Source organism: Stenotrophomonas sp. YJH_SMC_54, assembly GCF_059368435.1.
This window is the reverse complement of sequence record NZ_JCAFRS010000003.1, coordinates 297,611-321,845: the sequence shown is the minus strand read 5'-3', so window position 1 is coordinate 321,845 and position 24,235 is coordinate 297,611. Positions and strand designations below refer to the sequence as shown.

Below are 24,235 nucleotides of genomic sequence, written 5' to 3'. Positions count from 1 at the left end.
CTTTTTCTTCAATCGTTGACGTTGATCCAGCCTTCCACCGCGCCCTGCTTCGGGTTGCGGTAGCGCAGCTTCACCCAGCCGTCCTGTTCATCCAGCAGTTCCACGCGATCACCCTGCACCAGGTAACGCTTGGTGCTGGAGGCGCCGGGTCGGTCGAACAGGAACAGGCGCGCGGTTACCACGGTGGCCTGCTGACCACGCAACGGCCCGTCCGGCGGTGCGCCCAGGCCATCGGCGATGGCACTTTCCAGCACACGGCCGGCCGGATCATACGTGCGCCAGACCGCCAACGGGCCCTGCTCGTCGGTCTGTTCCCACTGCAGCGCGGCGTTCAAGGTATCGCCCAGCATCAGCACGCTCTCAGAGCGGTACAGATGGAGCTTCGCGCCTGCAAACCGGTACTGGTCGGTGTACCACATCGGGCCACTGCGGCAGCTGCTGGTCAGGGTTCGAGTGGCAGCATCCACGCTCAACCCCATCAGGTCACCGCAACTGTCCTTGCCGTGGGTGTCGGCCTGCAGCGCGCGGAACCCCACAGTGGCCGGATCGAACCGGTACACCGCCACTGCTTCGTTGACCATGCCTACCGGGGCGCGTGCGACCAATTCCGGGTAGCCATCGAAATCGACATCTTCGAGCGACCATCGCGAGGTGCCATCGGCATCCGCCGCGCCCTCAAGCGTCTGGCGCTTGCCCGACGGTGACAGCTGCACCGCGATGCTGCCGTCCTGCTGCGGATCGGCATGCGCCTGCACATGCGCGGCCACCTGGAACCGCAGCGTTTCGCCGTCGTCGCCACTTGCCTGCGCCGACGGTGCCAGCACTCCCGCCAGCACCAGGCCCAGCACGCATTCCCTGTAATTCATCATTGCTCCCTGCGACACCGCGGCGGCACCTTCAACTCAGAACGATACCTCGACCGGCTGCCGCGACCACAGCACCGATTGATGCTTGGTCTGCTGCTTCCACGCCAGGCGGATCGCTTCGATGTCGGCGCGGCGCTGCGGGGTGTCCTCGTGCAGCACCACCAGCACCTTGGTGCGCAGGCGGTTGGGCGCGGCATCACCGCGGAACAGCCATTGGCCATAGGCATCGAACACGGTCAGGCCATCCGGGAAGCGCGGAGTGACTTCCTTGTCCAGGAAGGTGCGCCACTGCGCCTCGCTGATGGTATCGGCCTGCGGGCGGTTGCCGGCGCCCTGCTCCTCGCCCACGCCGAAATACAGCTCGCTGCGCACCCAGCCGTGGCCGGCGGACGGGCGTGCAGCATCGCCCTTCAGTTCGGCGGTGGTGGCCGTGGCATAGGCGCTGGGCGCCTGCGAGGACAGGCTGGCGCAGCCACTGGTGGCCAGCAGCACGGCGAAGACGAGGCCAAGGTGTTTCATCGGTACAGCTCCGGGGAAGGGGGACAAGGCGAGCCGGCAGCGTACAGCGCCACCGGCCCGGCGTGCTGATGCCAGCAGGGCATCAACTCATGCCGGACCGGCAGGGGCTTGCATCGGCACCGGTCATCACGCGAAGATAATATATCGCTTCATCCGGATGGATGTAAGTGAAACCATCTCCCCCCTTCCCCGTCGTCGTTGTTGCTGGAGCCCCCATGTCCGTCCGCCTGCCCGCGTCGCCGCTCGGCCTCGCTATCGCCCTCGCGCTTTCCTCCGCCGCCGTCCCGGCCCTGGCCCAGGACGCCACCAACCTGGACACGGTGATCGTCACCGGCACCCGTGCCGCCGACCGCACCGTGCTCGAATCCACCTCGCCGGTGGATGTGCTCACCGCCGAGGACATCCGCAAGGCCGGCGTGGTCAACGGCGAGCTGGGCAGCGCGCTGCAGGCGCTGTTGCCGTCGTTCAACTTCCCGCGCCAGTCCAACTCCGGTGGCGCCGACCATGTGCGCGCCGCACAGTTGCGCGGCCTGTCGCCGGACCAGGTGCTGGTGCTGGTCAATGGCAAGCGCCGCCACCACACCGCGCTGGTCAACACCGACAGCAAGATCGGCAAGGGCACCACCCCGGTTGATTTCAATTCGATCCCGGTCAGCGCGATCAAGCGCATCGAAGTACTGCGTGATGGCGCTGGTGCGCTGTATGGCTCGGATGCGGTGGCCGGTGTGATCAACGTGATACTCGACAACGGCGGCGACGGTGGCGAGATCGAGGCCAGCTACGGTGCCAACCACACCGACCTCAAGCCGATCGGGCGTACCCTCACCGACGGCCAGACCGGCAACATCAGCGCCAAGGTCGGCACCTCGCTGGGCGAGGACGGCGGCTTCCTGCGCGTCGGCCTGGAATACAAGCATCGCAACGGCACCAACCGTGCCGGCTTCGACCAGATTCCGCCGTGGGACCAGACCCCGGGCAACCTGGCGCTGCAGGGCAAGCGCAACTATGTGCTGGGCGATGGCAAGAGCAAGGACATCAACCTGTGGCTGAACACCGAGATCCCGGTGGGCCAGACCTCGACATTCTATGCATTCGGCACCTTCAACCAGCGCGATACCGAAGGCGCAAACTACTTCCGCTACCCCGATGGCGATGCCAACTGGAAGCAGGTCTATCCGAATGGATACCGGCCGATCTCCGAGGGCGAGAACCGCGACGTGCAGGCCGTGGCCGGCGTGCGCGGGCAGTGGGGCGAATGGAGCTACGACGGCAGCCTGGACTACGGCCAGAACGACTTCACCTACCGCCTGCGTGATTCGCTCAACGCCTCGCTGGGCCCGACCAGCCCGACCTGCTTCAAGACCGCCGATTACGAATACGCGCAGACCGTGGGCAACCTCGATCTGAGCCGCGTGTTCATCCAGAGCGACAGCATCAGCCACACGCTCGGCCTGGGCGTGGAAGCACGCCACGAGCGCTACCAGACCCGTCCCGGCGACCCGGCCAGCTATGCGGCCGGCCCGTACACCGACCGCCCGACCGGTTCGCAGGCCGGTGGCGGCTTGACCCCGCAGGACGCGGCCACCCTGTCGCGCGACGTCGCCAGCGCCTACGCCAGCCTGTCCAGTCAGTTCGGCGAGAAGTTCTCCACCGATCTGGCCGCGCGCTACGAGCACAACGACGACTTCGGCGGTGAACTGACCGGCAAACTCGGCCTGCGCTATGAATTCACCCCGGCGTTCGCGCTGCGCGGTGCCATCTCCAACAACTTCCGTGCGCCGTCGCTGGCACAGATCGGCTACGAATCCACCTCCACCGGCTACAACGCTGGCGGCCAGCTGGTGCAGGGCCGCCTGTTGTCGGTCAACAACCCGATCGCGCGTGGCCTCGGTGCGCAGAACCTGAAGCCGGAGAAGTCGATCAATACCTCGCTGGGCTTCACCAGCCGAATTGGCGAGCACTTCGACCTGTCACTGGACTTCTTCCAGATCGACATCGACGATCGCATCGCGCTGTCGGAGAGCATCACCGGCGATGCACTGACCGACTACGTGGCCGCCAACTACGGCGTCAGCGGCCTGCAGAGCGCCAGCTTCTTCGTCAACGCCGCCGATACCCGCACCCGCGGCGCCGAGCTGGTGAGCAACTGGCGCCAGTCGCTGGGCGACGGCCAGCTGCTGCTGACCGGCACCTATGCGTACACCAAGACCACGCTGAAGAACGTGCTGGCTACGCCGGCACAGCTGCGTGCACTGAATCCGGACTACGTGCTGTTTGGCATCGAAGAAACCAACACGCTTACCGATGCCACGCCGCGTACCCGCGGCAGCTTCTCGGCCGCATGGAGCAACGACCACTGGTCGCTGAGCACCCGTGTGAACCGCTACGGCAGCGCCACCCGCGTGTTCAACTTCGGTGACGGCTACATCCCGCGCCAGACCTACCAGGCCGAGTGGCAGCTGGATGCGGAGGTCGAATACCGCATCACTCCGCGCTGGAGCGTGGCCATCGGCGGCCAGAACCTGACCGACAACTACCCGGATCGATCCAACAGCGATATCCACTACTTCGGCAACCTGCCGTATGACGTGCTGTCGCCGATCGGCAGCAACGGCGCGTACTACTACGGCCGCGTCCGCTATACGTTCTGATCGCATTGGGTAGGTGCGGACCGTTGGTCCGCACGACACGGTAGTGCCGGCCGCTGGCCGGCAACTTCGTGATCCGGGTGCGGATCTGCTTTGGGTGGGTGCGGACCGTTGGTCCGCACTGTTTGAGCTGGATGCAGGCTGACCTGCCGTGCCGACCAACGGTCGGCACCCACCGAAGCAGGGCCGTAGCCTGCCCTCGACCCCGCGTACACGCCCACGCTGGCAAGCTGGGCGTCATGGCTGAACCGCTCCCCCTGCGTCCGCCACCGCCATTGCTGGACGACGCCTGTGCGTTGTTCCTCGATGTCGATGGCACCCTGATCGAATTCGCTGCACGCCCGGATGCCGTGCAGCTGCTGCCGGATGTGCGTGAAGCCATCGGCCGCATCAGCGACCGCCTGGAAGGTGCCGTGGCACTGGTCAGTGGTCGCCCGCTTGAACAGCTGGATCAACTGTTCGCCCCCCTGCAACTACCCGCCGCCGGCCTGCACGGCCATGAGCTGCGTGGCGAAGACGGTCGTGTGCTGCGCGACGAACACGACGACGACACCGCCGAATGGCTGCACGCGCTGCACCAGCAGGCGATGCGCTTCGCCCATGGGCATCCTGGCGTGCTGGTGGAAGACAAGGGCGTCGGCCTGGCCTTGCACTGGCGCGGTGCGCCGCACGCCGCCAGCGATGTCCGCGCGTTCGCTGACCGCCACGTGCGTGGCCGCACCAGCTACCGCCTGCAGCCTGGCGACCATGTGGTCGAGTTCGTGCCTGTCGGCACCGACAAGGGCCGTGCCGTGCGCCGGATGATGCAGTACCTGCCCTTCCGCGGCCGCCTGCCGGTGTTCCTCGGTGATGACCTCACCGACGAATTCGGCTTCGATGCCGCCAACGGCCAGCATGGCTGGAGCGTGCTGGTGGGTGAACGTGAACCCAGTGCGGCCGTGTTCGCGCTGCCCGACATACGCAGCGTGCACGCCTGGCTGCGTGAGAATGCCTATTGACCCGGCCAACCCCCACGGCCGCAACCGAGATGTACCGCGTGATGACCCAACCCGATCTTGATCTGGGCGTGGTCGGCAACGGCAGCTTCGGCGCCCTGGTCGACAAACATGCCCGCGTTGTCTGGAGCTGCCTGCCCACCTTCGACGGCGACCCCACCTTCTGCGCCCTGCTCGGCCCCAACCAGCAGACCGGCGGCGACTTCGCCATCGAGCTGGAGGACTTCGCGAGCAGCGAGCAGGAATACCTCACCAACACTGCGATCCTGCGCACCGTGCTGCGTGACACGCAGGGCGGCGCATTGGAAATCCTCGATTTCGCCCCGCGCTGGCGCCAGAACGACCGCTTCTACCGGCCGGTCAGCCTGATCCGCCAGGTGCGTCCACTGGCCGGCAGCCCGCGCATCACCGTGCGTGCGCGCCCGCTGGCCGACTGGGGCGCACGCGTGCCAGAGTCGACCTGGGGCAGTAACCATGTGCGCTGGATCCTGCCCGAGCACGTGCTGCGGCTGACCACCGATGTGCCGGTGCGCTTCGTGCGCGACGGCCTGCCGTTCGTGCTCAACCATCCGATCCACCTGATCCTGGGCGTGGATGAATCGCTCAATCGGTCGATCAGCGGCTACGTGCAGGAAGCCTTCCAGCGCACCCGCGACTACTGGCGCGAGTGGGTGCGCTACCTGTCCATTCCACTGGAATGGCAGGACGCGGTCATCCGCAGTGCGATCACGTTGAAGCTGTGCCAGTACGAGGACAGCGGCGCGATCATCGCGGCGATGACCACTTCCATTCCGGAAGCACCCGGCAGCGTGCGCAACTGGGACTACCGCTACTGCTGGCTGCGCGACGCGGCCTTCGTGGTGCGGGCGCTGAACCGTCTTGGCGCCACGCGCACGATGGAACAGTTCCTCGGCTACATCTTCAACCTGGCCACCACCGACGGCACGCTGCAGCCGCTGTATGGCATCGGCTTCGAGGCCAAGCTGGACGAGGACGAGGTACCCAGCCTGTCCGGTTATCGCGGCATGGGCCCGGTGCGGCGCGGCAACCTGGCCTGGGTGCAGCGCCAGCACGATGTCTACGGCAGCGTGGTACTGGCCTCCACGCAGCTGTTCTTCGACCGGCGCCTGCAGGACCCGGGTGATGCGCACACCTTTGCCCGCCTGGAACCCCTGGGCGAACAGGCCTTCGCCCTGCACGACGTACCCGATGCCGGCCTGTGGGAATTCCGCGGCCGCACCGAAGTGCACACCTACACCAGCGCGATGTGCTGGGCCGCCTGCGACCGCCTGTGCAAGATCGCCGTGCGCCTGAAGCGTGACGACCGCGCGCATTACTGGCGCGAGCGCGCCGACACCATCCACGCGCGCATCATGGCCGAATCCTGGAACGAGGAGCTGGGCCACTTCACCGATACCTTCGGCGGCCATCGGCTGGATGCCTCGCTGCTGCTGCTGGCCGATATCGGTTTCATCGACGCGCTGGACGCCCGCTTCATCGCCACCGTCGATGCCATCGGCCGCGACCTCAAGCATGGCAATTCGCTGTACCGCTATGTCGCGCCGGATGACTTCGGTGAGCCGGAGACCAGCTTCACCATCTGCACCTTCTGGTACATCGACGCGCTGGCCGCGATCGGGCGCATGGATGAAGCACGTGAGATGTTCGAGCTGCTGCTGAAGCAGCGCAACCACCTGGGCCTGCTGTCGGAGGATCTGGCCTTCGACAGCGGCGAGGCCTGGGGTAATTTCCCGCAGACCTATTCGCACGTCGGCCTGATCACCGCCGCAATGCGCCTGTCGCGGTCCTGGCAGGAGGCATCGTGAGTCGTCTGGTCGTGGTTTCAAACCGTGTGGCCGTGCCCGGCGAGAACCGCGCCGGCGGCCTGGCTGTCGGCCTGCTGGCTGCCCTGAAGGAACGCGGTGGCCTGTGGTTCGGCTGGAGTGGCAAGACGGTGAAGGAAGGCAGCGGCACGCTGCACCGGCAGAAAGACGGTGACATCGACTACGTCACCATGGACCTGAGCAAGCGTGAGGTCGATGGCTACTACAACGGCTTCGCCAACCGCACCTTGTGGCCGCTGCTGCACTTCCGCCTGGATCTGGTCGACTACGACCGCGGCACCCGCGAGACCTACCACAAGGTCAACGCGCTGTTCGCCGACAAGCTCGCGCCACTGCTGCGCGAGGACGACATCGTCTGGATCCACGACTACCACCTGATCCCCCTCGGTGCGCTGCTGCGCGAGCGCGGCATCGGTTGTCGCATAGGCTTCTTCCTGCATATCCCGATGCCGTCTGCCGACCTGCTGCAGGCGATGCCCGACCACCTGCGGCTGTTCTCCGCGCTGTACGCCTACGACCTGGTCGGCTTCCAGACCCAGCGCGACGCTGATCGCTTCCAGACCTACCTGCGCCTGTTCGGCGGCGGCCGCGTGCTCGACAACGGCGAGCTGGAAGCACCGGGCGGGCGCCGCTTCCGTGCCGCCGCCTTCCCGATCGGCATCGACACCGAGCTGATCGCACGCCAGGCCGGCACCGCGGCCACCAAGGCCGCCGTGAAGAACCTGCGCGCCAGCCTGCGCGATCGCCAGCTGGCGATCGGCGTGGATCGCCTGGACTATTCCAAGGGCCTGCCCGAACGCTTCCTTGGCTTCGAGCGCTATCTTGAGCGCCACCCCGACCAGCGCGGCTCGCTGACCTACCTGCAGATCGCCCCGGTCTCGCGCGGCGATGTCACCGAGTACCGGCAGCTGCGCAGCCAGCTGGAACAGATCGCCGGCCACATCAACGGTGGCCACGCCGAACCTGACTGGACGCCGCTGCGCTACGTCAACCAGAACTTCACCCATGCCACCCTCACCGGCTTCTACCGGGCGGCGGCGGTCGGCCTGGTCACGCCGTTGCGCGATGGCATGAACCTGGTGGCCAAGGAATACGTAGCGTCGCAGGACCCGGAAGATCCCGGCGTGCTGGTGTTGTCGCTGCTGGCCGGCGCTGCCGACGAACTCAAGCAGGCATTGCTGGTGAACCCGCACGATCTGGACGGCGTGGCCGACGCCATCGCCACGGCAGCAACGATGTCACTGAGCAGGCGCAAGGAACGCTGGCACGCGATGATGGATCACCTGCGCACCTACGACATCAATCACTGGCGCCGCAGCTATCTGGACGCGCTGGAAGGTTGAGGAAAAAAGGGGACGGAGGGGATCAAGGCAGTTGTGCACAGACGCCTTGATCCCCTCCGTCCCCTTTTTCCTTCAATCCAGGAATCGCGCTGCCTGCTCCGGTGCGGGCAGATGACAGGCGTCGTGCCGTCCGAACCAGCGGTAGCGGTTGCGCGCCAGCACGCGGTACGCGGCATCACGCCAGCCGCGCGGCACTGCCCGTAGTACGCCGGTCAGGCGCCAGGCGCCGCCCAGCCCCGCCAGCACGCGGAGGATCGCATCGGTATCGGTCCAGGCACCCTGCGCGTCCAGCAGCAGGAACGACATCGGGTCCTGCGGGTCCTGCCCGTGCGCGCGCAACATCGCGCTGCCCTGCTGCCCCTGCATCGCCGCAAAGCGGTAGCGCCCGGCGCGGTCGAAACGCAGCAGGAAGCGCACCCAGCGGTTGCACAGCGCGCATACGCCATCGAATACGATCACCGCGCTGCCCGCCTCGGCGGCGGCCTCACTGCGGTTCGAGCCAACCTTCATAGCGGATCAGGGCTCCCGCCCAGGGCAGCGTCACATCGACCAGGAAAGTGTACCGCTCACCCTGCCAGGCTTCGCGGCAACGCACGCCACCAAACCAGCGCCTCGGCAACGGCAGCAGCCCGAACGCCCAGACCCGGCGCACCGACCAGTCGATGCCACCCTCGCGGGCCTGCAGATCAAACTCGAAGCGCACCGCGCCCAACTGCTCGCGCAGGCAGCCCTCGTGCGCCCACAGCCGCGACACCATCGGCCAGCGGCCAAACTGCCGCGCCCACTGCTCGCCCTGCCCATGTGCGCTGAACGCCACTTCGGTGGGCAGCGCGTCACCGTCCTTCGGCAGCCGCGCCAACACAGCCAGCAGCGGCACCAGCCAGTGCCGCCCCCTCACGATGCGCGCCTGCCCCACGTAGCGGCAGGGCAACGGCGCGGCATGCAGCGCCTGCACCGGCGCGGCCAGGGTGGCGAAGGCCGGCCCCAGCACGCGCGCGAACAGCGGCAAGGTCAGGGCGCGATCCAGGCCAGCGTCGCCATGCGCCCGGTGCGACGGTCGCGCCGGTGCGAATACAGGTCCGGATCGGCCATGGTCGACACCGTGCCGCCATGAACCTGCGCCGGGTCCATGCCCGCCGCCTGCAACCGCTGCCGCGCCAGCGCGAACAGGTCCACCTTCCAGTGGCCCGCGCGGGTGGCAACGAACGCCGCCTCGGCGGCCGGATCATGGCCGACGAAGGCGTGGTAGACCTCCTCGCCGATCTCGTAGTCGGCCGGTCCGGCGGCCGGGCCCAGCCAGGCCCGCAGCTGCGCCGGCGGCGTCTGCATGGCGGCCACGGTGGCCTCCAGCATGCCGTCGGCCAGGCCACGCCAGCCTGCGTGGGCCGCGCCCACCTCACTGCCATCGGCGGCGGCAAACACCACCGGCAGGCAGTCGGCAGTCAGGATCGCCAGCACCACGCCCGGCACCGAAGTCACTGCGGCATCGGCCACCGGCTCGCTTGCGCCGGGCACCGGCGGCGCGGTGAAGCGCAGCACGGTGCTGCTGTGCACCTGGCGCAGCCAGTGCGGTGTCGAGGGCAGCCCCAGCCCCTGCTGCAGCAGCTGGCGGTTGTGCTCTACGTTGGCTGGGGTATCACCGTCGGCCGCGTGCCGGTTGCCCAGGTTGAACTGCGCGAACGGCGCCGGCGAAATGCCCGCACCGTGCCGACGCGTGGTCAACGCATGGACGCCCGGCGGCGCCAGCCAGTCCGCCTGCAGCACGGGCAGCGCGGCGGCCATCACCAGCGGTCCCGCTCGCGCGCGGCGAAGGCCTCGCTGTCTTCGCGCAGCACCTTCATCAGGTGCAGCATGTCCTCCGGCACCGGCGCGGTGTTGCGCACCAGCTCACCGGTGATCGGATGGGTGAACTCCAAGGTCTCGGCGTGCAGGGCCTGGCGCTTGAAGCCACGCAGCGCGGCCACCAGCTCATCGCTGGCCCCCTTGGGCAGCTTCAGCGCACCGCCGTACAGCGGGTCACCGATGATCGGATGGCGCACATGCGCCATGTGCACGCGGATCTGGTGGGTACGGCCGGTTTCCAGGCGGCACTCCAGCGCGGTGTGCGCACGGAAGCGCTCGCGCAGGCGGTAGTGGGTGATCGCTTCCTTGCCGTCCTCGCGCACCGCCATCTTCAGGCGGTCGCGCGGGTGGCGGTCGATCGGGGCATCGGCGGTACCGCCGGCCACCAGCGCACCCATCACGATGGCCAGGTACTGGCGGTGCACGTCGCGTGCGGCCAGTTGCTCGACCAGCGCGGTCTGCGCTTCCAGGGTCTTGGCCACCACCATCACGCCACTGGTGTCCTTGTCCAGGCGGTGCACGATGCCCGCGCGCGGCAGCACCGCCACCGACGGGTCGCGGAACAGCAGGGCGTTGACCAGGGTGCCGCTGTGGTTGCCCGCGCCCGGGTGCACCACCAGGCCAACCGGCTTGTTGATCACCAGCAGGTGCTCGTCCTCGAACAGCACGTCCAGCGGGATGTCCTCCGGCTGGGCGTCGGTCTGGGTTTCCAGCACCACGTTGAGGGTCACCACCTCGCCACCGCGCAGCGGATCGCGCGGGCGCACCTGGGCGCCGTCCAGCAGGACCTCCCCGGCCTTGATCCACTCGGTCAGGCGCGAACGCGAGTATTCGGGGAACAGTTCGGCCACCACGGCGTCGAAACGGCGGCCGGCAGCGGTGTCGGGGACGATGGCCTGGCGGGCCGATTCATAGGGTTGTTCAGACATGGCAGGGGGCATTCTTTGAAATTTTGGGGTCCCGGCGGCCGGTTTCAGTCGCTGGACAGGACACTAGGCTATCATCGACCCTTCGTATTCCAGCCGCGTCCCGCCTTGACCTCATGATCCGACGCTCCTCCATGCTCTCCGCGCCCGTCCGCCTCACCGCCCTGCTGCTGGTGCTGGTCATCGCCGCCACCGGCTGCCACCGTGGCGCCAAGAAGGGCGATCGCCCCGATGAAGGGACGCCGGTCGAACAGTTGTACGAGAAGAGCCACAAGCTGATGCAGGGTGGCAACTGGAGCGGGGCTGAAACCAGCTTCCGCCGCCTCGTGGCCCAGTATCCGTACGGCCCGTATACCGAACAGGCGATGATCGAAACCGCCTACGCGCAGTACAAGGCCGGCAAGCACGACGATGCGGTGTCCAGCATCGACCGCTTCATCCGTACCTACCCGACCCATCGCAACATCGCGTACCTGTACTACCTGCGCGGCCTGGCCAACTCCAACCGCAGTACGGTTTTCCTGCGCCGCGTATGGTCGCTGGATGCCAGCCGCCGCGATCTGTCCACGCCGCACCAGGCGTATTCGGACTTCAACATCGTGGTGGACCGTTACCCGAACAGCCGCTACGCCGCCGATGCGCGCCAGCGCATGCTGGAGCTGCGTGACGTGTTCGCCCAGCATGAGCTGGACAACGCCCTGTACTACATGCGCCGCGGCGCCTGGGTCTCGGCCGCCGGCCGCGCCAACTACCTGCTGGAAACCTATCCGCAGAGCGCGTTCCAGTACGATGCCGTCGCCGTCCTGGCCGATTCCTACACCCACCTGGGCAACAAGACCCTGGCCGACGACGCCCGCCGCGTCCTGCAGCTGAACCAGCCGGACCACCCGTGGCTGGAAGGCAAGTGGCCGAAGTACCCGTGGATGATCCGCAAGCTGAACCCGTTCGCTGGCGAAAAGTCCGCCAGCACCGGCCAGCGCAACGCACGACTGGAAAAGAAGTAAAAGAAGGCCCCGAAAGGGGCCTTTTCTTTGTCGGCAGATCCACACCATGCGTGGAGGGTTCGTGCGCCCATGGACCACGACACTAGGAATTCTACGAATCCCCGGCGGATGCGACGCCGGTCCCAATCGGCGTAGGCGAGGCCCTCCACACTACGGCGCAACGGCCATCCCGGCCGTGAAGGAGCGCCCCATGACCCCACCGCCCCGCCGTTTCCACCCGCTCGCCTGCCTCCTCGCCACTGCCCTGCTGGCGCTGTCCTCGGGCCCCGTGGCGGCTGCCTCACCCGCACCGGGCGATCTGCTGTCTGCTACCCCCTATCGCGCGCCATGGGTGCCGTCCAAGGCCGCGCAGGCCTACAAGCTGCACTACCGCACCCCGGATCATCGCGGCCAGCTGGCCGAAGGCACCGGCCTGCTGTACCTGCCCGCCGGCGCGGCGCCTGCAGGCGGCTGGCCGGTGGTGTCCTGGGCACATGGCACCCAGGGCATCGCGGATCGCTGTGCGCCCTCGGTGTCCGGCCCCTACCAACCCGAACGCGACGGCCGCTTCCTCGATCAGTTCCTGGCACAGGGCTATGCGGTGGTTGCTGCGGACTACCAGGGCCTCGGCAGTCCAGGTGACCATGCCTATCTGCATGTGCGCACTGCCGCGCGCAATGCCATCGACCTCGTCAAAGCCAGCCGCCAGTATCTGGGCACCGCAACGCTGTCGCCGCGCTGGGTCTCGGTCGGCCATTCGCAGGGTGGTGCCGCCGCGCTCACTGCCGGGCATCTGGCGCCCACCTATGCTGGCCCGTCGCTGCACTACCGCGGCAGCTTCACCACCGGCACGCCCACCGCCGTCGAGCTGACCGCACTGGTGATGAAGCCGGACAACCGCACCGCCAATCCTGGCGCGCTCAACGCGTATCACGCGTATCTGCTCGACGGTCTGCTGCAGGTTGCGCCGCAGATCGACCGCGTCCTCAGCGACACCGGCCGCACCCGCGTGGCAGTGGCACGCGAGCAGTGCCTGGGCGAACTGGCCACCACGCTGGACGGCGCGGATACCGGCAGCATGTTCACCGCACCGCTGACCAGCGTGCCGGGCATCTGGGCCGTGCTGTACGACTATCTCGGCGTACCGCGCCGCGGTTTCAGCCAACCGCTGATGCTGGGCCACGGCAGCGAGGACCGCGACGTCCCCTATCTGACCACCCTGCTGTATGCCGCAGGCCTGGCGCTGCGCGGCGAGCCGGTAGCGTTCCGGCGCTACCCGGTCGACCATCGCGGCACGCTGGACGCTGCGGCGGCGGATGGCCTGGCATTCGTACGAGCCCGGCTGGGGGACGGCCACTTCAACGACGCTGCGGAAACCGCCGGCCTCGAACAGCTGCTCGACGACGCCCGGTAGATCCACGCCATGCGTGGATGCGCGGGATACGGGTTGCCGGCCAGCGGCTGGCACTACCAAAGGCAGTAGATCCGCGCCATGCGTGGATGCGCGGGATACGGCGTTGCCGGCCAGCGGCCGGCACTACCGGATGCGGTAGATCCACGCCATGCGTGGATGCGCGGGATACGGGTTGCCGGCCAGCGGCCGGCACTACCAAAGGCAGTAGATCCGAGCCATGCGTGGATACGCGGGGTACGGGTTGCCGGCCAGCGGCCGGCACTACCGGATGCAGTAGATCCGCGCCATGCGTGGATACGCGGGATACGGGTTGCCGGCCAGCGGCCGGCACTACCAAAGGCAGTAGATCCGCGCCATGCGTGGATGCGCGGCATACGGCGTTGCCGGCCAGCGGCCGGCACTACCTGCCAACGGCTACCTCAACCCTTGTAGCCGTTGCTGATCGGGTAGCGACGCTCGCGACCGAAAGCGCGGCGCGACACCTTCGGGCCTGGCGCGGCCTGGTGCCGCTTCCACTCGCTGATGCGCACCAGGCGCAGCACGCGGTCGACCACGGCCGCGTCATAACCGGCGGCAACGATCTCCGTGCGCGACTGCTCCTGGTCGATGTAGCGGTACAGGATGCCGTCCAGCACGTCATAGGCCGGCAGCGAGTCCTGGTCCAGCTGGTTCTCGCGCAGTTCGGCCGACGGCGGCCGGCTGATCACCGCCGGCGGGATCACCGGCGCGCCGCCCACGGTATTGCGCCACTTGGACAGGCCGAACACCTCGGTCTTGTACAGGTCCTTCAACGGCGCGTAGCCACCGCACATGTCGCCATAGATGGTGGCATACCCGACGGCGTACTCGCTCTTGTTGCCGGTGGTCAGCAGCAGGCCACCGAACTTGTTGGCCAGCGCCATCAGGATCACGCCACGGCTGCGCGACTGCAGGTTCTCTTCGGTCACGTCCGGCGCAGTGCCTTCGAACATCGGCGCCAGCGATTCCATCAGGCCCTTGAACGCCGGCTCGATCGAGACCGCTTCCAGCTTCACGCCCAGTGCCTGGCACTGCTCGGCGGCCAGGTCGTTGGACATGCCGGCGGTATAGCGCGACGGCAGGCGCACAGCGGTGACGTTCTCGGCGCCGAGCGCGTCGACCGCCAGCGCCAGTACCAGCGCCGAATCGATGCCACCGGACAGGCCCAGCCAGACCTTCTTGAAACCGTTCTTGCGGCAGTAATCCTGGATGCCACGGGTCACCGCGCGCCAGGCCAGCGCGTCCATGCTCTCGTCGCCGTCGTCCATCCACACGTGCGGCATGAAGCGGCGTGTTTGGCCGTCGTACTCCACCACCAGCCACTGGTCGACGAAGGCGGCGGCGGCGGGGTGCACCGTGCCGTCACCATCGGCCACCACCGAGGCGCCATCAAACACCAGCGCATCCTGGCCACCAACCACATTGAGATAGGCAATCGCTGCCCCGCTCTCGCGGGTGCGTGCGGCCAGCACCGCATCGCGCTGGGCGTGCTTGCCGCGCTCGTACGGCGAGGCATTGGGTACCACCACCAGCTGCGCGCCGGCGCGCACGGTGTCGGCCAGCGGCTCGGCGAACCACAGGTCCTCGCAGATCAGCAAACCCACCGGAATGCCGTTGACCTCGAAGACGCAGCTGCCACCGTCCGGATCAACATCGAAGTAGCGGCGTTCGTCGAACACGGCGTAATTGGGCAGCTCACGCTTGCGGTAGGTCTGCTCGACCAGGCCATCGCGCAGCACGCTGGCGGCGTTGTAGACCACCGCGCCAGCCGCCTGCGGCCAGCCGACCACCGCCGTGATGCCGCGGCAGGCACCGGCGATGCGCATCATTGCCTGCTCGCACTCGTACAGGAAGCCCGGGCGCAGCAGCAGGTCTTCCGGCGGATAACCGCTCACCGCCAGCTCGGGGAACATCACCAGCTCGGCGCCGTACTCGTCGCGCGCCTGGCCGATCATCTCGATGATGCGCTCGGTGTTGCCGGCGACGTCGCCGACCGGGAAGTCGAACTGCGCCATCGCGATGCGGATCGAAGCCATGGGAATCCAGCCTGTGGTTGCAATGCCGCCATTGTAGCGCTGCGCCATGCGCGCGCCGGGCGCGCTCGCTGCGTGGACAGCCCCGGCTCAGTAGACCCACGCCATGCGTGGATGAGCTTGCCGGGATGGCCAGGGCGCCAGACGCAGAAAGGCCGCCCGGAGGCGGCCTTTCTGTTTTGCAGCAGCCGGTGGGAAGATCAGTCGACTAACAGTCGACTCTACAATCCCCCGCCCAGCGGTCTTACTTGACCAGCTTGGCGATGGCAGCGCCCAGGTCGCCCGGCGAGCGGACGGTGACAACACCGGCCGCTTCCATGGCGGCGAACTTGCCTTCGGCAGTGCCCTTGCCGCCCGAGGCGATCGCACCGGCGTGGCCCATGCGCTTGCCAGCCGGAGCCGACGCACCGGCGATGAAACCGACGACCGGCTTCTTCACGTGGTTCTTGATGTACTCGGCGCCGGCTTCTTCGGCGTCGCCGCCGATTTCGCCAACCATGATGATGCCTTCGGTCTGCGGGTCTTCGTTGAACAGCTTCAGGCAGTCGACGAAGTTCAGGCCGTTGATCGGGTCACCACCGATGCCGATGCAGGTGGACTGGCCCAGGCCGACTTCGGTGGTCTGCTTGACCGCTTCATAGGTCAGGGTGCCCGAACGCGACACGATGCCGATCTTGCCCGGCTGGTGGATGTGGCCCGGCATGATGCCGATCTTGCACTCACCCGGAGTGATGACGCCCGGGCAGTTCGGCCCGATCAGCACGGTGTCCGGATGCGAGCGGGTCAGCACGTTCTTGACGCGCAGCATGTCCAGCACCGGGATGCCTTCGGTGATGCAGACGATGACCTTGATGCCGGCAGCAGCGGCTTCCAGGATCGCGTCAGCCGCGTACGGCGGCGGCACGTAGATGACCGAGGCATTGGCGCCGGTGCTCTGCACGGCGTCGGCAACGGTGTTGAAGACCGGCAGGTCGATATGGGTGGTGCCACCCTTGCCCGGGGTCACGCCGCCGACAACCTGGGTGCCGTACTCGATCATCTGAGTGGCGTGGAAGGTGCCCTGCTGGCCGGTGAAGCCCTGCACGATCACCTTGGTGTTCTTGTTGATCAAAACAGACATTGGAATTCCTTGGTGTCGGTATCAGGCGGCGTTCTTGACAGCTTCAACGATCTTCTTGGCGCCATCGTTGATGTTGTCAGCCGGGATGATGGCCATGCCGCTGTCACGCAGCAGCTGCTTGCCTTCTTCCACGTTGGTGCCTTCCAGGCGCACCACGACCGGAACCTTGACGCCCACTTCCTTCACGGCGGCGATGATGCCTTCGGCAATCATGTCGCAGCGGACGATGCCGCCGAAGATGTTGACGAAGATGCCTTCGACCTTGTCCGAGGACAGGATCAGCTTGAAGGCTTCGATGACGCGCTGCTTGTTGGCACCGCCGCCCACGTCCAGGAAGTTCGCCGGCTCGCCGCCGTTGAGCTTGATGACGTCCATGGTAGCCATGGCCAGGCCGGCGCCGTTGACCATGCAGCCGATGTTGCCGTCCATGGTGACGTAGTTGATGTCCAGCTCCGAAGCGATCACTTCGGTCGGATCTTCCTGGGTCTTGTCGCGCATGGCGACCAGGGCCTTCTGGCGGAACGCGGCGTTGTCGTCGCTGTCGAACTTGCCGTCCAGCGCGTACAGGTTGCCGTCGTCCAGGATGGCCAGCGGGTTGATTTCAACCAGGGCCAGGTCCTTTTCGTTGAACAGGCGGTACAGGTTCACCATGATGCTGGCGAACTGGCCGGCCTGCTTGGCGGTCAGGCCCAGCTTGAAGCCGAAATCACGGCCGTGGTAACCCTGCACGCCTTCGACGAAGTCGACGTTCAGCGAGTGGATCAGCTCCGGGGTTTCAGCAGCGACCTGCTCGATTTCCACGCCGCCTTCCGAAGAGGCGATGTAGGTGATGGTCTTGGTGCCACGGTCGACCAGCACCGACAGGTACAGTTCCTTGACGATCTCGCCGGCGGTGGTCACCAGCACCAGGTTGACCGGCAGTTCAACGCCTGCGGTCTGGTAGGTGGCCATCTTGGTGCCGAGCATCTTGGCCGCAGCGGCCTTCACGTCGTCGGTGGTCTTGCAGAACTTGACGCCGCCAGCCTTGCCGCGGCCGCCAGCGTGGATCTGCGCCTTGACCATCCAGGGGCCCTGGCCCAGGGAGTTGGCAGCGGCAACCGCTTCGTCCGGGGTCGCAGCGACCTTGCCGGCCGGGACCGGGATGCCGTACTCGGCAAGCAGTTGTTTTGACTGGTATTCGTGGAAATTCATGCGTCACCGTGGGAATAGGAACGACCGCACGCAATTCCTCAGGGCCCCGGCGGGGCGCCGGCATGGACCGCGGCGGGCCCACTATTGTGGCCGAGCCGGCGCCGGGGCGCAAAGAAGTCTGTACAAAACGCCGGACGCGGGCAGATTTCCACCGTCATTCAGGCAGTTGCGCCCGGGCCGGGGCTGGCCACCGGTGTCCGCACCGGGCCAAATGCGCGATCCGGGTCACTTCGGCGGCGCCCGGCCGGGAGCCCTATACTGCCCTTCGCAAACGCGACGTGCCGGCCCGGCTTCAGGGGACGCCGGCCAGGCCCGCCGCAGAATCCAGACCCAGGCAGCCAGAAGGGGAGTTCCGGCGTGTCACCCAGTGCTTCATTGATCGACCGCATCGAATCGATTCCGCGGCGTGAACTGTATTTCTTCGCGCTGTACCGGGTGCTGATCGCCTCGGTCATCGCCGCCCTGCTCTACAGCCCCCTGTCGGCCATGGTCGGCGAAGCCCACCACCCGCGGCTGGCCGACGTCGTTGCGGTCATCTACCTGGCCCTGTCGCTGCTGGCCCTGGCACTCGGCCGCAACGAACGCTGGCTGCGTCCGATCGTGGTCAGCGGCGTGCTGGTGGATATCGTGGCCGCCACCCTGCTGTCGCACGCCCTGCCCGGCGCCAGTGCCGGCATCTCGATGTCGCTGCTGTTCAACATCGCCGCCGCCGCCACCCTGCTGCCGCTCAGCCTTGGACTGGGCCTGGCGCTGGCCGCCAGCCTGGCCACCGGCGTGGAGTACACCTGGAAGCTGCTGGAAGGCGGCGACCCCACCCGCACCCTGGCCGAACTGGCGATGTTCGCCACCAGCTACCTGGCGCTGGCCTTCATCAGCTACCAGGTGGGCAACCGCGCCCGCCGCAACCAGCAACTGGCCAACCAGCGCGGCGATGAAGTGGCCAACCTGTTCCAGATCAACGAACTGATCATCCGCCGCATGCGCACCGGCGTGCTGGTGGTGGACGCCGACAACCGCATCACCCTGGCCAACGAAGCCGCCTCGATGCTGCTGGGCGACAACGACGGCAACGGCGAAAGCGGACGCCTGGACCTGGCCAGCGCCGCACCGGAACTGGCGCGCCGGCTGCAGCGCTGGCGCAACGGCTGGGCACAGGACGAACTGCCGCTGCAGCTCAACCCCGACCAGCCGGAAGTGCAGCCGCGCTTCGCCCGCCTGCTGGCCGGCAGCGACCTTGCGCTGGTGTTCCTGGATGATTCCAGCGTGGTCTCGCGCCGCGCCGAATCGCTCACTCTGTCGGCGATGGGCCGCTTCTCGGCCAGCCTCGCCCACGAGATCCGCAATCCGCTGGCGGCGATCAACTATGCCGTGCAGCTGCTGGAAGAAGGCACCGGTTTCAACGAAAGCGACCGCCGCCTGCTGCAGATCATCCGCCAGCAATGCCAGCGCACCAACGGCATCGTCGAGAGCGTGCTGGGGTTGGCACGGCGCGAACGCGCCACGCCCGAGAACGTGGACCTGGTCGCCTTCGTGCGCCGCTTCGTGCTGGAGTACAAGCAGGGCCAGACCCTGGAGACCGACAGCATCGAACCGATCATCAGCGACACATCGGTGATGGCCCAGGTCGACACCAAGCATCTCTACCAGGTGCTGACCGTGCTGGTGCACAACGCACTGAAGTACGGCCGCATCGGCCAGCAGCCGGCACGGGTGCGGCTGCGCGTGGCCCAGCACGAACGCAGCGCGGTGATCGACGTGATGGACCGTGGCCCGGGTATCCCCGAGAGCGTGGCCGCGCAGCTGTTCCGGCCCTTCTTCACCACGTCCGAGCATGGCACCGGGCTGGGCCTGTACATCGCGCGCGAGCTGTGCAGGGCCAACCAGGCCCGCCTGGACTACATCGCGGTGCCGGCCGGTGGCTCCTGCTTCCGTCTGGTGCTGCCCGGTCCACATACACTGCTGCCCAGCTGATTCCCATTCTGTGCGTCAAACATTTGTCGCTTCCAGCCCCCTCGTTTATCTTTCACGCCCATGAATGAAACCCGCAGCGCCCTCGTCGTCGACGACGAACGCGACATCCGCGAACTGCTGGTGCTGACCCTCGGCCGCATGGGGCTGCGCATCAGTACCGCCGCCAACCTGGCCGAGGCACGTGAGCTGCTGGCCAGCAATCCGTACGACCTGTGCATCACCGACATGCGCCTGCCGGATGGCAACGGCATCGAGCTGGTCAGCGAGATCGCCCAGCACTACCCGCGCACGCCGGTTGCGATGATCACCGCGTTCGGCAGCATGGATCTCGCCGTGGAGGCGCTGAAGGCCGGCGCGTTCGATTTCGTCAGCAAGCCGGTGGACATCGCGGTGCTGCGCGGACTGGTCAAGCACGCGCTGGAACTCAACAACGCCGAGCGCCCGGTACCGGGCCCCAACGCCGAACAGGGCGGGCGCCTGCTTGGCCACTCACAGGCCATGGATGTGCTGCGCACCACCATCGGCAAGGTCGCGCGCAGCCAGGCGCCGGTCTACATCCTCGGCGAGTCGGGTGTCGGCAAGGAGCTGGTCGCACGCACCATCCATGCGCAGGGCGCACGCGCGGCCGGCCCGTTCGTGCCGGTCAACTGCGGCGCCATTCCCGGCGAGCTGATGGAGAGCGAATTCTTCGGCCACCGCAAGGGCAGTTTCAGCGGCGCGCACGCCGACAAGCCCGGCCTGTTCCAGGCGGCGCACGGCGGCACCCTGTTCCTGGACGAAGTGGCTGAACTGCCACTGCAGATGCAGGTGAAGCTGCTGCGCGCGATCCAGGAAAAGTCGGTGCGCGCGGTGGGGGCGGCCAACGAGGAGCCGGTAGATGTCCGCATCCTCTCGGCCACCCACAAGGATCTGGCCGAGCTGGTCGAGGACGGACGCTTCCGCCACGACCTGTACTACCGCATCAACGTGATCGAACTGAAGGTGCCACCGCTGCGCGAGCGCCGCCAGGACCTGCCGGAGCTGGCCGCCGCCGTGCTGGCCCGATTGGCCCGCAGCCACGGCCGTGCCACCCCGCTGCTGGCGCCGTCGGCGCTGGAAGCGCTGGCGCAGTACGCGTTCCCGGGCAATGTGCGCGAGCTGGAGAACATCCTGGAACGTGCGCTGGCCCTGGCCGAGGAAGACTGCATCGGCGCCGATGACCTGCGCCTGCCGCAGCACGCGCCGCGTGCACCCGGCAGCGCGGCGCCCGCCGAAGCGGTGGCCGACCTGCAGCCGGGCAGCGCCGCCCTGCCCTCCTACATCGAGCAGCTCGAGCGCAGCGCCATCCAGCGTGCGCTGGAAGAGAACCGCTGGAACAAGACCCGTACTGCCGCGCAGCTGGGCATCACCTTCCGTGCGCTGCGCTACAAGCTGAAGAAGCTGGGGATGGAGTAAGGACGGGGTCGAATCCCTTTCCCAAGGAAAGGGCTCTGACCCGGCGCGTACCACCGACCTGGTAGTGCCGGCCGCTGGCCGGCAACCCCATGCATCGCGTCATCCACGCATGGCGTGGATCTACCTCAATCCTTGGTGACGCGGTTGATCTCGGCCAGGCTGGTGATGCCCGCCGCGGCCTTCTTCAACGCCGACTGGCGCAGGTCATTCACCCCGATCTGCTGCGCCGCCTCGGCAATCTGCAGCGCATTGCCACCGGCCAGCACGATGGTGGCGATCTCATCGGTCATCGGCATGACCTGGTAGACGCCGGTCCGGCCCTTGTAGCCCTCGGTGCATTCGTCGCAGCCCACGGCCTCGTACAGCTCGATGCCCGCATCCAGCTGCGCCTGGGTGAAGCCTTCGGCCAGCAGCGCATGTTCGGGCAGGCTGGACGGTCGCTTGCAGTTGCCGCACAGGCGACGCGCCAGGCGCTGGGCGATCACCAGCGTCACCGAGCTGGTGATGTTGTAGGGCGCGATACCCATGTTCATCAGGCGCGCGATGGTCTGCGGCGCATCGTTGGTATGCAGCGTGGACAGCACCATGTGGCCGGTCTGCGCGGCCTTGATCGCGATCTCCGCCGTTTCCAGGTCGCGGATTTCGCCGACCATGATGATGTCCGGGTCCTGTCGCAGGAACGAGCGCAGCGCCGCGGCGAAGGTCATGCCGCGCTTGTTGTTCTGCTGTACCTGGTTGACGCCGGGCAGGCGGATTTCCACCGGGTCTTCGGCGGTGGAGATGTTGCGCGTCTCGTCGTTGAGGATGCCCAGCGCGGTATACAGCGACACCGTCTTGCCCGATCCGGTCGGGCCGGTCACCAGCACCATGCCGTACGGCTTGTGGATGGCATCCAGGAACAGCTTCTGCTGGTCCGGTTCGTAACCCAGCTTGTCGATGCCCAGCTTGGCCGCGCTGCCATCGAGGATACGCAGCACCACCTTCTCGCCGAACAGGGTCGGCAGCGTGCTGACGCGGAAGTCGATCTGCTTGGTCTTGGACAGATTGAGCTTGATGCGGCCGTCCTGCGGGACGCGCTTCTCGGCGATGTCCAGCTGTGCCATCACCTTCAGGCGGGCGGCGATGCGCTGGTTCAACTTCACCGGTGCGCGCGCGACCATCTTCAGCAGGCCATCGATGCGCAGGCGCACGCGGTAATCATCTTCGTAGGGCTCGAAGTGGATGTCCGAGGCACCCTTGCGGATCGCATCGACCAGCACCTTGTTGACGAACTTCACCACCGGGGTGTCGTCACCCTTGGCGTCGATGCCGGAATCGCCGCCGGTGGCGCCGAGATCCTCGTCGCCGGCCGCCACGTCCAGGTTGCCCATGCCATCGTCATCGCCCCCCAGGGCGTCGCCGAGGGTGTCATGGCTGGCGTGCCACTGTTCCAGCGTGCGGCGGATCTGGTCCTCGTCGACCAGGATCGGTTCGACCACCAGGTTGGTGTGGAACTTGATCTCGTCCAGCGAGTGGGTCGGGTTGCTGGTGCCGACGAACAGCCTGCCACCGCGCTTGAACAGCGGCAGCACGTTGTGCTTGCGCAGCAGTTCCTCGCTGACCAGGCTCATCGCGTTCTGGCTGGCGTCGAAGGTGGACACGTCGAACAGCGGCATGCCGAACTCGACCGCGTTGGCGGCGGCCAGCTGCGAGGCATTGACCAGCTTGTTCTGCGCGAACCACGTTGGCAGTGGCTGGCGGGCGGCCGCGGCCTTGGCCATGGCGTCGCGGGCGGTGGCCTCGTCCAGGGCCCCATCCTGCACCAGGCGACGGGCCAGGCCGGTGATGCCGACAAGATTGGCGGTGGTGACAGCGTTCATATGAATCCTTGGCTCATGGGGTCATGCCATGCCGTACGCCTTGCACGGACACCGCACGGGGCAGCAGAACCCGCCGCGACCCAACGGCCACCGGCATCGCCAATCCATGAGCAACACTGCCTTGCCCGGCACTCCCGGCCTGGCAGGCACGATCCTGACTCCCCCGGGGATGATAGCCCCGTCAAGGGGCAGCCAGCATCCCATTGAAGCGCTGAAGTGTGATCAGCAGCCGGTCGGCCTATAGCGCGCTTCGAACGCGCTGCCATCGCAGCTCCAGATGCCCTCGGCCGAGCGGCGCAGGATCAGGTCCTTCCCTTCCAGCGCGCTGTGGCCCTTCAAGGTGCAGCTGATGTGACCGACGCCGGATTCACTGAGTTCGGCTTCAACGTTGGAGCAGTGGGCGTTCTGGGCACCGCCGATGAACTCGGGGGTGACCAGACTGGCCGAGCGATTTTCATAGACGACCGTTTCAACCAGCATCTTGCCCGGGCTGATGTCTGCCAGTGCAGCGGTGAGCTGCGTCCGGATTATGTATGGCTGAAATACGACTGTCCCGATCGCTGCCAGGATGGCGATGATGGCCACGACGATCATCAGTTCGATGAGCGTAAAGCCCTTCTGTGTGTACATGACTCCCCCTGTTTGATCCAGCAATCCCCATTGCTGTGTGCTGCCTAGAATTCGTACTCCAGTCAGCACAAGGCCCGCCGAAGCGGGCCTTGTGTCAACTCTGATGACAGCTACAGGAGCAGCAAACTCCCATGCCTGTCAGGTCAAGAGTATTAGGTACCAGTGCAACCTGCCGGACGGTACTTTTCCTTCACGTCCGTGACCTTGCAGCTGAAACCACCGGCCTTCGTGATTGCACCCTTGTCGTCCACAGCAGCTTCAGCGTATGCCAGCTTGAGGGAGGAAGCATCACCAATGCGGCCCGGATCACGAATGGTGCAGGTCATGCCATCCTTGTCGACAACGATTTCCTTGCAGCTACCAGTTTCCTTGCTCTGGAAACCAGCAGTCTCCAGCGACGGCGTCTTGCCGTTGCTGACTTCCATCTCGAACTGGGTCTTGTGCGAGGCCAGGTCGGCCAGCGCAGCGGTGACCTTCGACTTCGAGGTGTAGTCCTGGTAGGCCGGCAGCGCGATGGCGGCCAGGATGGCGATGATCGCGACGACGATCATCAGTTCGATAAGGGTGAAGCCCTTCTGGTTCTTCATTGGTACATCCCC

General features: G+C 66.8%; 20 protein-coding genes. 8 read left to right on the top strand and 12 right to left on the bottom strand.

What is annotated here, in order from left to right:
* Nucleotides 1–8: 8 nt before the first annotated feature.
* Nucleotides 9–866 carry an XAC2610-related protein gene (locus tag AC5P5S_RS05515; RefSeq protein ID WP_062605864.1) on the bottom strand — a complete coding sequence of 286 codons (858 nt, stop codon included), beginning with the start codon at nucleotides 864–866 and terminating at the stop codon, nucleotides 9–11.
* Nucleotides 867–902: 36 nt separating this feature from the next.
* Nucleotides 903–1,385 (bottom strand): DUF3574 domain-containing protein, encoded by a 483-nt coding sequence (locus tag AC5P5S_RS05510; protein WP_010481551.1) that lies wholly within the window; start codon nucleotides 1,383–1,385, stop codon nucleotides 903–905.
* 215 nt (nucleotides 1,386–1,600) lie between these two features.
* Here AC5P5S_RS05510 and AC5P5S_RS05505 point away from each other — a divergent pair, with 215 nt between their 5' ends.
* From AC5P5S_RS05505 to otsA, 4 genes are all read left to right on the top strand, one after another.
* A complete protein-coding gene (locus AC5P5S_RS05505; protein WP_062605791.1) occupies nucleotides 1,601–4,036 on the top strand; it encodes a TonB-dependent receptor plug domain-containing protein in 2,436 nt (811 codons plus the stop codon).
* A gap of 236 nt (nucleotides 4,037–4,272) precedes the next feature.
* Nucleotides 4,273–5,031, top strand: coding sequence for a trehalose-phosphatase (gene otsB / locus AC5P5S_RS05500; RefSeq protein ID WP_005410783.1), 759 nt, complete (start codon nucleotides 4,273–4,275; stop codon nucleotides 5,029–5,031).
* Nucleotides 5,032–5,072: 41 nt separating this feature from the next.
* On the top strand, nucleotides 5,073–6,854 hold the full coding sequence (locus AC5P5S_RS05495) for a glycoside hydrolase family 15 protein (protein WP_005410784.1): 1,782 nt from the start codon (nucleotides 5,073–5,075) through the stop codon (nucleotides 6,852–6,854).
* The gene (gene otsA / locus AC5P5S_RS05490) at nucleotides 6,851–8,215 is read left to right on the top strand and encodes an alpha,alpha-trehalose-phosphate synthase (UDP-forming) (protein ID WP_005410785.1); all 1,365 of its coding nucleotides are present in this window, start codon (nucleotides 6,851–6,853) and stop codon (nucleotides 8,213–8,215) included. The genes AC5P5S_RS05495 and otsA overlap by 4 nt, the downstream gene beginning before the upstream one ends.
* A gap of 72 nt (nucleotides 8,216–8,287) precedes the next feature.
* Here otsA and AC5P5S_RS05485 read toward each other — a convergent pair whose 3' ends face one another.
* Genes AC5P5S_RS05485 through rluD form a run of 4 tightly spaced genes read right to left on the bottom strand, consistent with a single transcriptional unit; the run spans nucleotide 8,288 to nucleotide 10,986 of the window.
* The gene (locus AC5P5S_RS05485) at nucleotides 8,288–8,725 is read right to left on the bottom strand and encodes a thiol-disulfide oxidoreductase DCC family protein (protein ID WP_049395383.1); all 438 of its coding nucleotides are present in this window, start codon (nucleotides 8,723–8,725) and stop codon (nucleotides 8,288–8,290) included.
* The gene (locus AC5P5S_RS05480) at nucleotides 8,700–9,224 is read right to left on the bottom strand and encodes a DUF4166 domain-containing protein (protein ID WP_005414299.1); all 525 of its coding nucleotides are present in this window, start codon (nucleotides 9,222–9,224) and stop codon (nucleotides 8,700–8,702) included. The genes AC5P5S_RS05485 and AC5P5S_RS05480 overlap by 26 nt, the downstream gene beginning before the upstream one ends.
* Before the next feature lie 2 nt (nucleotides 9,225–9,226).
* Nucleotides 9,227–9,997, bottom strand: a complete 771-nt coding sequence (gene pgeF / locus AC5P5S_RS05475; protein ID WP_012481092.1) for a peptidoglycan editing factor PgeF — start codon at nucleotides 9,995–9,997, stop codon at nucleotides 9,227–9,229.
* Entirely contained in the window at nucleotides 9,997–10,986 is a 990-nt protein-coding gene (gene rluD, locus AC5P5S_RS05470; protein ID WP_081113732.1) for a 23S rRNA pseudouridine(1911/1915/1917) synthase RluD, read from the bottom strand. Before rluD ends, pgeF begins: the two co-directional genes overlap by 1 nt.
* Before the next feature lie 113 nt (nucleotides 10,987–11,099).
* Between rluD and AC5P5S_RS05465 the strand changes: the two genes are divergently transcribed.
* Both AC5P5S_RS05465 and AC5P5S_RS05460 read left to right on the top strand, forming a co-directional pair.
* On the top strand, nucleotides 11,100–11,987 hold the full coding sequence (locus AC5P5S_RS05465; protein WP_024956778.1) for an outer membrane protein assembly factor BamD: 888 nt from the start codon (nucleotides 11,100–11,102) through the stop codon (nucleotides 11,985–11,987).
* Between the two features lie 190 nt (nucleotides 11,988–12,177).
* Nucleotides 12,178–13,380, top strand: coding sequence for a lipase family protein (locus AC5P5S_RS05460; protein WP_062605788.1), 1,203 nt, complete (start codon nucleotides 12,178–12,180; stop codon nucleotides 13,378–13,380).
* Between the two features lie 419 nt (nucleotides 13,381–13,799).
* Here AC5P5S_RS05460 and AC5P5S_RS05455 read toward each other — a convergent pair whose 3' ends face one another.
* The 3 genes from AC5P5S_RS05455 to sucC all read right to left on the bottom strand — a co-directional run bounded on the left by AC5P5S_RS05455 (nucleotide 13,800) and on the right by sucC (nucleotide 17,742).
* A complete protein-coding gene (locus tag AC5P5S_RS05455; protein WP_024956776.1) occupies nucleotides 13,800–15,434 on the bottom strand; it encodes an NAD+ synthase in 1,635 nt (544 codons plus the stop codon).
* Between the two features lie 241 nt (nucleotides 15,435–15,675).
* The gene (sucD, locus tag AC5P5S_RS05450) at nucleotides 15,676–16,551 is read right to left on the bottom strand and encodes a succinate--CoA ligase subunit alpha (RefSeq protein WP_005410793.1); all 876 of its coding nucleotides are present in this window, start codon (nucleotides 16,549–16,551) and stop codon (nucleotides 15,676–15,678) included.
* A gap of 21 nt (nucleotides 16,552–16,572) precedes the next feature.
* Nucleotides 16,573–17,742, bottom strand: coding sequence for an ADP-forming succinate--CoA ligase subunit beta (gene sucC, locus AC5P5S_RS05445; protein WP_004154430.1), 1,170 nt, complete (start codon nucleotides 17,740–17,742; stop codon nucleotides 16,573–16,575).
* A 357-nt stretch (nucleotides 17,743–18,099) separates the two neighbouring features.
* On the opposite strand from sucC, the gene AC5P5S_RS05440 reads away from it, so the two are divergent.
* Nucleotides 18,100–19,713, top strand: a complete 1,614-nt coding sequence (locus AC5P5S_RS05440; RefSeq protein WP_062605787.1) for a sensor histidine kinase — start codon at nucleotides 18,100–18,102, stop codon at nucleotides 19,711–19,713.
* 60 nt (nucleotides 19,714–19,773) lie between these two features.
* Nucleotides 19,774–21,147 carry a sigma-54-dependent transcriptional regulator gene (locus AC5P5S_RS05435; protein WP_062605786.1) on the top strand — a complete coding sequence of 458 codons (1,374 nt, stop codon included), beginning with the start codon at nucleotides 19,774–19,776 and terminating at the stop codon, nucleotides 21,145–21,147.
* Between the two features lie 125 nt (nucleotides 21,148–21,272).
* Here the strand turns inward: AC5P5S_RS05435 and pilB are convergent, their stop codons facing one another.
* The 3 genes from pilB to AC5P5S_RS05420 all read right to left on the bottom strand — a co-directional run bounded on the left by pilB (nucleotide 21,273) and on the right by AC5P5S_RS05420 (nucleotide 24,223).
* Nucleotides 21,273–23,006: a type IV-A pilus assembly ATPase PilB gene (pilB, locus tag AC5P5S_RS05430; RefSeq protein ID WP_062605785.1), complete on the bottom strand. Its 1,734-nt coding sequence runs from the start codon at nucleotides 23,004–23,006 to the stop codon at nucleotides 21,273–21,275.
* 222 nt (nucleotides 23,007–23,228) lie between these two features.
* Complete coding sequence (locus tag AC5P5S_RS05425) at nucleotides 23,229–23,636, bottom strand: pilin (protein ID WP_062605784.1); 408 nt, start codon at nucleotides 23,634–23,636, stop codon at nucleotides 23,229–23,231.
* A gap of 152 nt (nucleotides 23,637–23,788) precedes the next feature.
* Nucleotides 23,789–24,223, bottom strand: coding sequence for a pilin (locus AC5P5S_RS05420; protein WP_062605782.1), 435 nt, complete (start codon nucleotides 24,221–24,223; stop codon nucleotides 23,789–23,791).
* Between the last annotated feature and the right edge of the window lie 12 nt (nucleotides 24,224–24,235).